Raw genomic sequence first — 8343 nt, forward strand, 5'->3', positions numbered from 1 at the left:
GCAACAAGGTGGAAAGAGATCCGATATATTTATTTTCCGTCCCTGGCGTCAACCCACAAATCTCTGCTGATGCTTGGGATCATCGGATCCCTGCAGACATTTGGATTGATCTATACCATGACTGGAGGAGGACCAAACCATGCATCGGAAATGCCGGGAACGTATATTTTTCAGATGGGATTTACCAATCAGAAAATGGGATATGCATCCGCACTTTCTATGGTAACTTTGCTCTTCGCACTGATTATGACGGTGATTCAGGTAAAAGGGCTGGGAGCGGGCGATTTTATGAAGAAAGGGGATGAATGATGATGTCTTGGAAAGATAGACGGGGACAGATTTGCTGGTTCGCAATTCTATTTTTTTTTGCATTTATTTTTTTAGTTCCTTTAATTTTTATGATAAGTATGTCGCTGAGAACACCCGATACCATAGGCTTGCCTAAGCTTTTTATTTCAGATATTACATTTAAAAATTATCAGAATGTATTTGCTAAAAATCCTCAGCTTCCACGCAACTTTTTAGGAAGTATGGTAGTGACGGCAGGTTCCGTAGCGTTGGTCACAATATGTTCTTCTATGGCTGTATTTGGATTCTCCAGAAAAAATGTTCATGGAAAGATACTTATATACAATATTTTGCTGTGTACGCTGATGGTTCCGCTAGCTGGTCTGGTAGTACCCCTCACTCAGTTAAACAGCCGACTGGGATGGATTAATAATTATATGGGACTGATTCTTCCTTATACTGCTCTTGGGATTCCTTATGCGATTACCATATTGCAGGGGTTCATGATTGGTATACCGAAGGAGTTAGAAGAAGCAGCAGTCATAGACGGATGTGGGATCACGCGTTTATTTCTTCAGATCATTTGTCCGCTATTAAAACCGGGAATTGTGGTTATTGTAATCTGGCAGTTTCTTACATCCTGGAATGAGTTTTTCCTGGCAATGTGTACGCTTACAGACGAGGCGAAAAAAACACTTCCGCTGGTAGCGCAACAGTATAACGGTGCATATTTCAGCCAGCCAGGCACCTTGTTTGCAGCCCTGACAATAATCACGATTCCAATGCTGATATTTTATATCCTGGTTCAGAGACAGTTTGTAAAAGGACTGACAGCAGGAGCAGTCAAGGGCTGAGCTGCTGCCTTATTAGCAGAAAACAGAATACGAAAATTTTATTGCAGTAAACAAAAACGGAGATGTTTATGTTATACTAAAGGATAGAATGAACAAATAACTTTCACCAACAGCCAATTCTATGTTGAGGTTGAAAGCAGTTTTCTCTAATAAATTACCAAAAGGAGAATTTAAAGATATGGGCAATGAATCGATAATGGAAAGCAGAAAATATTATCAGAGAAATAAGATGCTAAGCGTTATACGATTTCAGGAGGATGTATCCAGATATGATGTAAAAAAACAAACGGCTTACAGTATGACAACAGTGCTTAGTACGATTGATGAAATGATCCGGGATGAACTCATATACGAAGAAAGATGTGATGAGGCGAGAGTTGGCAGAAAGCCCGTGTGGCTACGCATAAATCCGGATGGAGGATATTTTATCGGACTGGAATTTAACGGGCGTATGATGCATTGTGTTATATTAAACTTTACCGGAAAAACCATATATAGTCATGAGATGCAGATAGACGAAAAGTATAATTCAGCTGATGATTTAATCCAAATGCTGAAAAAAAATATAGACAGGGCACTGGATCACCTGAAGGGGAAGAAGAATAAAGTACTTGGCATTGGTATCGGTGTGCCGGGATACAGCAATAAAAAAGAAGGTGTGGCTATATCCTATAATCATTTCAAAGATTGGGACAACATTCCGCTGAAACAGATCATTGAGGAAGAATTCCACATCCCCTGCTATATGGATAACAATGTAAATGTCATGATCTTTGCTTATAAATGGCTGGTTTATAATGGGAAATGTGAGGATATGCTGTTTGTTTCCGTCCGTACCGGAGCAAGAGTGATGCCTATTATTAATAATACTCCTGTCAGCAGTGATTCCGGGTTTCCGGGTGAACTGGGGCATGTAAAAGTGAGAGGGGGAAGCAGGATTTGTTCCTGCGGTCGTTATGGATGTCTGAATTCAGAGGTTTCCGATTTTGCGATTATCAGTAAAATTCAGGATGGAATCCGGGTCAGGCGTTTTCATCAGATTGTGGAAATGGTGAATGGAGATTTAAGTGCTATTACCATCGGGACTTTTGTTGATTCTGTTTTAAAAGGACATGAGGATTCTCTGGGACTGATGTATCAGATAGCTGATTTCCTGGGGGATACGTTCAGTATGCTGGTAAATATCTTTGCTCCGCGTAAGATTGTATTTTTTGGTGAACTTGCCAGGATCGGAGAGCCTTTTTTCCGTATCCTCAGAGAACGGGTAGAGGAGAACTCTATCGAACAAAACTATAGAGGGCTTGAAATTATCGCCTCTGAGTTTGGAAGAAACCTGGGGGCAATTGGTGCAGCCTCTCTGGTACTTCAGGAAACATTTGGATTTGCAGAAGAAATGATAAAATAGAAGTCAAAAGAGAATTCATAATTCAGATATTTCGAAATCAAAATAATAAAAACCAGGCCGGGACACGACACCTCGCCTGGTTTTTTATCAAAAAACACATTGACATTTATCGATATGATGTTTATACTTTAGATATATCGATAAAAATGAATGTGAGGTGCTTTAATGGGGAATTATGAGAATGAAGCCAAAGTTTTTAAAGCTTTTTGTGATGAAAACCGGTTACAGATCCTGGAAATGCTCCGGGGTGGGGAAAAATGCGGATGTAAGCTTCTGGAGGAACTGAAGATCAGCCAGTCAACGCTGTCACATCATATGAAAATTTTATGTGATTCCGGAATAGTCTCCGGAAGAAGGGTTGGAAAATGGACGCATTATTCCATTGACCGGCAAGGAAGTGTGAGAGCAGCAGCATTGCTTGGAGAATTGACAAAGACAGAGTATTCAGAATAAGAGGTTAAGCAATCATATGAAACAATGGAAGAAGAATTTTTTTACTATTTGGACCGGTCAGGCTGTTTCCCAATTCTCCAGTTCTGTGTTACAGTTTGCTATCGTATGGTATTTAACAGATATTACGGGGTCTGCCCTGGTACTTTCCGCGGCAATGCTAATGGGATTTCTGCCACAGGGAGTTTTGGGACCGTTTATCGGGGTGTATATTGACCGCTATCAGCGAAAGAAAATTATGATTATTTCAGATCTGCTGATTTCTGCTGCCAGTTTTATCCTGGTTCTTGCCGGGTTGTTTGGATTCCTTACTACAGGCGTTATTTTAGCTGTTTTGCTGGTGCGCTCCATCGGATCTGCTTTTCACACGCCATGCCTCCAGGCGGTTACCCCACAGATAGTTCCGGCGGATCAGCTGACACGCTGCGCGGGGTATTCCCAGTCCCTGCAGTCAGTTTCCCAGATATTCAGTCCTGTGTTGGCGGCTGTGCTTTACCAGATGTGGAGTTTGAGTGGAATCATTTTTTTGGATGTAATTGGAGCTTTGATTGCGGTATTTACACTGGTAATCAGCCACATTCCGGAGTTAAAGCGAAACAAGGAGACAGAAAAGCTTCCTGTAATACGGGAAATGCTGGATGGATTTCGTATCTTACGAACGAATCAGGGGATGATGGGTCTGGTAATGATCAGCGCATTATATACGTTGGCATTGATGCCCACCAGCGCGCTTTTCCCTTTAATGAGTATGTCTTATTTTGGAGGGACCAGTACGTATGCAAGCATTGCGGAAGTTGTATTTTCCATTGGACTGCTGATCGGCTCTCTGATATTAGGCAGATGGGGCGGGACAAAAAACAGAGTTTATACTATTATTGGCTCATATTTGTTAATGAGTGTAAGCCTTTTTGCATCCGGAATGCTTCCACCTAACGGTTTTATCACATTTACAGTATTTGCCTGTCTGATGGGGGTATCGGGGCCGTTTTACTGGGGTATGTATACACCCTTGCTGCAGAGCAAGTTCGAAGCGAAGTATTTGGGCAGAGTGATGTCACTTTCCGGCAGCATCATGGTGATCACTTCACCTGTAGGGCTGTCGTTATCCGGTGTATTTGCAGAGGCATTCGGGGTAGAAAAATGGTTTCTGGTGGCGGGCACGCTGACATTACTCGCGGCTGCGCTCTGCCTGTGTATACCGGCGATTCGCAACTGCGATAAGGAAACTGCCGGGGGCGCAAAAGAAACAGGCAGTGAGAATGAATAATACCTTAGATTCTATCATATACCATAGGTAGAAGCGAGGTGGCATAAATGGAAAATTGTCTGGCGGTAGAAGGGCTTTGCAAAGAGTATGGAAGGAAGAAAATCGTAAAGTCTCTGGAATTCCAGGTAAAACAGGGACAAGTGCTGGCATTTTTAGGACCAAACGGAGCGGGGAAAAGTACAACCATGAATATGATTGGAACCCTTCTTGCCAAAACAGAGGGAAAGATTTATATTGACAGCAGTGATATGGATACAGATAAAAACGAGATTAAAAGAAAAATCGGTATGGTTTTTCAGGAAGATGTGCTGGATGATGATCTGACGGTTTATCAGAATCTCTGGTACAGAGGCGGGTTATACTGGAAACAAGACCGCGAATTAAAGAAGCAGATTATGGACTTGATACAACTGCTGGAAATGGAAAAGATGCAGCATCAAAAATACCGGGAATGTTCCGGGGGACAGCGTAGACTGGCACAGATTGCCAGGGCGCTTATCTCTAAACCAAGGCTGCTGATTCTGGATGAACCCACAACCGGTCTGGATCCGGTTACCAGGCAAAATGTCTGGGATGTGCTGCTGAAATTAAAGGAGCAGCTGCAGATGACCATATTTTACACTACACATTATCTGGATGAAGCTTCTTTTGCAGATTCGCTATGCATTTTAAAAGACGGCAGGATTGCAGCCTGCGGAAGTCTTAAGGAGATTCAGGCAAAATGGAAACACACCCTGAAAACACCGGGGCTTGACGATATATATTTTCATCTCTTAAAAGGAGAGGCATTATGAGATGCTTGCGATTTCTGGTACAGAGAAATATAGCCTTATTCTTAAACAATAAATTAAACATTATCCTGTCCTTTGCCTCCATTCCGGTTGTTGTCAGTCTGTACGTGTTTTTTCTCAGGGATTTTCTGACGGATATGGTGGGTCAGTCAGGGGTCAGCCCTGACTATGTGCAGCAGCTCACGGATCGGTTGATGTTTGCAGGTCTTCTAATTGTAATCAATACCACAACGTGTTTCGGTATTATTCAGATTTGTGTCAATGACATGGGAACCGGTATCCGTAAAGACTTCCTGATAGCGCCCGTTACGCCATTTTTGATTTTGTCCGGATATTGGTTAACCAGTATGCTGGTTTCCTGTGTGTTTACGTTGCTGACAGCATTGGGCGGCGAAGTCTTTTTTACTTATCAATACGGAAGCACCCAGCCTTTGTGCAGACAGCTGAAAGTCCTCATGATTACAATGTTTTCCTCCTGCATAAATTCCGGAATCCTGCTGTGTTTTGCAAACAAATTAAAAAGCACCACTACCTTTTCTACTTTTGCTAACCTCTATGGAACGGTAATCGGTTTTCTGGCTGGTGCCTATCTGCCTTATTATTTCTATCCGGACTGGATGAAATCCATGCTGCTGTGGTTCCCACCCACTCAGCTTACCAGTATCATCAGACGGGAGTACATAAGCGTGGCAAATAAATGGGTCGATACCGGGAACCTGCCCGGGTTTCTGGATGCAGTATATCAGAATTTTGGTGTGGATCTCATACACAAAAACCGGATTCTTTCCGTATTGCAGCAATGGTCCATCTTAATATTTGCGTTGGCGGTTATACTGCTTTATTTGTGGGTTTGCAGCTATGAGAAGACTGTTACAGCCAGACGGAAAGTATAAACAAGGTGCCATTTTGCTGACTCTGGTTCTGGAAAAATAATCCAGGTTACATCATCAATTACCATAGATGATGCCGGATCAAACACATAAGGAGGAAGTTATGAAGTATTTTGGAGATGGATTGAGTGAAATGCATAAAGAATTAAACAGCTTGATTCGAAAGCCCGATAAGATTCAACAGGCCAAGGATTTATTTCTGAAGCTCCATGGGAAGCTGCACATATCGAAAGTATCGGATGGAATATGCAATGAAGTAGATGAACTGGTCAATGATCTGGAAGCGGAGGAATATGCTGTGATGCCTTGCAGCAAGGATGAAACAATTGCATGGGTTTTCTGGCATATAGCCAGGATTGAGGATTTAACCATGAATATACTCCTTGCTGATGGAAATCAGGTCTTTGATGATCAGTGGAAAGAAAGGCTGAATACAGCAATCACTGATACGGGAAATGCGCTGTCAGATGATGAAATCATAAGCTTAAGCAAAAATCTGAACATTCCCGAATTGCTAAACTACCGAAATGAAGTAGGAAGAAGAACCAGGCAGATTGCCAGTAATCTAACAGCTGAAGATATGAAAAGAAAGGTTACTAAGCAGGGGTTAGACAGGATTATGGCAGAGGGAGGCGTTACACAACAGGAGGACTCTATATGGCTTCTGGATTTTTGGGGCAAAAAGGATATGGCGGGGCTGTTATTAATGCCTCCAACCAGACATGTTATGCTTCATCTGAATGATTGCTGCAAATGGAAGGAAAAGATCCGTGGAGGAAGAAAGACAGGGAAGTAATGCCAACAGCTTCAGGAAATAATCCTGAGGCTGTTTTTAAAGTGAGCCAGAAATCAATTTTCAAAATGCCCTAATTTATATCCTGATACTTAATCCGGTACTCAGAAGGGGAGATCCCCATGATCTGTTTAAAGGCTTTGCTAAAATAAAACTGGTTGGAATATCCACATAGTTCCGCCACTTCACGAATGGACATGGTAGAAGATAGAAAGTAGTGGCACGCCTGCTCGATCCGGTATTTTGTTAAATATTCTATGGGAGGGATACCTTCCTGTTTCTTGAAAATTCTGCTCAGGTAAGCAGGGGTAATGGAAAATTTTGTGGCAATATTGTTTATATTGATTTCCTGGGAATAGTGGGAGTGGATATAGGCTTTTATTTTATCAATAAAATGCGAAGAGTCTGAATTGATCTCTATATTCAATAATGTATTCCTGCATGCCTGCTCAAATAAAAATAACAGGGAATCGGTCAGATCGGTATAGCCCTTTGAGGTGGAGAGATATTCTTCGATTTCCAGAGCGTAGTTATGAAATAATTTATGATCTGCGTAATCGAATATATAATATAAAATCTTTTTCAGGCACTCATCTAACTGCTTTTGCGTAACCCTTTCTTTACTGCATTGTAATAAAAAGCTTTTTAGATGATTTAAAAAGGAAGGAAGATTCTTATTCTGGATGTCCAGCTTAAACTTCTTTTCCATGGAATCATCTACGATGTGACGGAATTCCGTTCCGTTTTCCAGAAAATCTTTTTGATAGAGAATGGAGGAATGACCGAATATCAGATGATTGGCTGTCTGGGTGCGCATCAGGGTATGCTTGCTACGGATATCGGAAAGATCACAGGTTTTCGTACTCAGACACAGTGTGACCGGATAGCCGCAGGGCCTTAAGATCTCCATCAGTCCCAAAAGTAAATTCTTTATCTTCGTAGTGTTATTTTGCTGCAGAGAAATCAGCAAAAACTTTTCATTTCTGGTAACTCCGTCCAACAGATAAATGGTATCGTGGTTCCCCAGGTATTTATGTTGCAAATCAGCCACCGATAGTTGGGTAAGGGCTTCCTCCGAGGGATAAATATCATGCAGTGTCAGGGAGGAGCAGGAGCCTGCATTTATCAGGATTCCATAATAAAAAGCCTGTCCCAGTGCCTGTAGTTCCTGGGTGGAGACTGAGGTTTTGTAGTTATGCAACAGGGAATTCAACATGGTGTGTCTGTTTTCTTTTTTTGACGTCTGGATTTTTTCCGAAAGTGTATCCAGCGTGTAGTGCAAATCCTCCACTGAGACAGGCTTTAACAGGTAATCGTCTACCCCCAGCTTCATGGACTGCCGTGCATATTCAAAGTCTTTATATCCGCTTAAGATGACAGTATACACAGGAACATTATTTTCTTTTAATTTTTGGATCAAATCCAATCCGGATGCAATGGGCATACGGATATCCGTAAAGAGAATATCAGGTGACAGATCTGTGATTTTCTCATAGGCTTCCTGACCATTGAGTGCGGTCCCCACAATTTCTATGTCATCAGAAGCTTTTTTCAGCTTCGCGCATAAATCCTTTTGGATCAAAAGCTGGTCTTCAGCTACAAATA

9 protein-coding genes are annotated in these 8343 nt (G+C 41.9%); 8 read left to right on the forward strand and 1 reads right to left on the reverse strand.

Going from position 1 to position 8343, the window contains the following annotated elements:
- The 8 genes from ACH2DQ_RS07140 to ACH2DQ_RS07175 form a co-directional block, all read left to right on the forward strand.
- Positions 1-309, forward strand: a 309-nt coding sequence (locus ACH2DQ_RS07140; RefSeq protein ID WP_395026147.1) for a carbohydrate ABC transporter permease, incomplete at its 5' end; no start/stop codon positions are given.
- A 98-nt stretch (positions 310-407) separates the two neighbouring features.
- Positions 408-1142, forward strand: coding sequence for a carbohydrate ABC transporter permease (locus ACH2DQ_RS07145; RefSeq protein WP_394915730.1), 735 nt, complete (start codon positions 408-410; stop codon positions 1140-1142).
- 178 nt (positions 1143-1320) lie between these two features.
- Positions 1321-2547, forward strand: coding sequence for an ROK family protein (locus tag ACH2DQ_RS07150; RefSeq protein WP_394915731.1), 1227 nt, complete (start codon positions 1321-1323; stop codon positions 2545-2547).
- Between the two features lie 165 nt (positions 2548-2712).
- Positions 2713-3000 carry an ArsR/SmtB family transcription factor gene (locus ACH2DQ_RS07155; protein WP_394915732.1) on the forward strand — a complete coding sequence of 96 codons (288 nt, stop codon included), beginning with the start codon at positions 2713-2715 and terminating at the stop codon, positions 2998-3000.
- Between the two features lie 16 nt (positions 3001-3016).
- The gene (locus ACH2DQ_RS07160) at positions 3017-4264 is read left to right on the forward strand and encodes an MFS transporter (protein ID WP_394915733.1); all 1248 of its coding nucleotides are present in this window, start codon (positions 3017-3019) and stop codon (positions 4262-4264) included.
- Positions 4265-4311: 47 nt separating this feature from the next.
- A complete protein-coding gene (locus ACH2DQ_RS07165) occupies positions 4312-5058 on the forward strand; it encodes an ABC transporter ATP-binding protein (RefSeq protein WP_394915734.1) in 747 nt (248 codons plus the stop codon).
- On the forward strand, positions 5055-5948 hold the full coding sequence (locus ACH2DQ_RS07170; RefSeq protein WP_394915735.1) for an ABC transporter permease: 894 nt from the start codon (positions 5055-5057) through the stop codon (positions 5946-5948). The genes ACH2DQ_RS07165 and ACH2DQ_RS07170 overlap by 4 nt, the downstream gene beginning before the upstream one ends.
- Positions 5949-6048: 100 nt before the next feature.
- On the forward strand, positions 6049-6741 hold the full coding sequence (locus ACH2DQ_RS07175) for a DinB family protein (protein ID WP_394915736.1): 693 nt from the start codon (positions 6049-6051) through the stop codon (positions 6739-6741).
- Between the two features lie 70 nt (positions 6742-6811).
- Here ACH2DQ_RS07175 and ACH2DQ_RS07180 read toward each other — a convergent pair.
- A partial coding sequence (locus ACH2DQ_RS07180) for a helix-turn-helix domain-containing protein (RefSeq protein ID WP_395026152.1) occupies positions 6812-8343 on the reverse strand: 1532 nt, incomplete at its 5' end.

The organism is Robinsoniella sp. (assembly GCF_034124845.1).

What these genes read in the sequence shown, in the direction of transcription:
- ACH2DQ_RS07145 (WP_394915730.1), top strand. Translation starts at nt 408, where the DNA reads ATGTCGCTGAGAACACCCGATACCATAGGCTTGCCTAAGCTTTTTATT.
- ACH2DQ_RS07150 (WP_394915731.1), top strand. Translation starts at nt 1,321, where the DNA reads ATGGGCAATGAATCGATAATGGAAAGCAGAAAATATTATCAGAGAAAT.
- ACH2DQ_RS07155 (WP_394915732.1), top strand. Translation starts at nt 2,713, where the DNA reads ATGGGGAATTATGAGAATGAAGCCAAAGTTTTTAAAGCTTTTTGTGAT.
- ACH2DQ_RS07160 (WP_394915733.1), top strand. Translation starts at nt 3,017, where the DNA reads ATGAAACAATGGAAGAAGAATTTTTTTACTATTTGGACCGGTCAGGCT.
- ACH2DQ_RS07165 (WP_394915734.1), top strand. Translation starts at nt 4,312, where the DNA reads ATGGAAAATTGTCTGGCGGTAGAAGGGCTTTGCAAAGAGTATGGAAGG.
- ACH2DQ_RS07170 (WP_394915735.1), top strand. Translation starts at nt 5,055, where the DNA reads ATGAGATGCTTGCGATTTCTGGTACAGAGAAATATAGCCTTATTCTTA.
- ACH2DQ_RS07175 (WP_394915736.1), top strand. Translation starts at nt 6,049, where the DNA reads ATGAAGTATTTTGGAGATGGATTGAGTGAAATGCATAAAGAATTAAAC.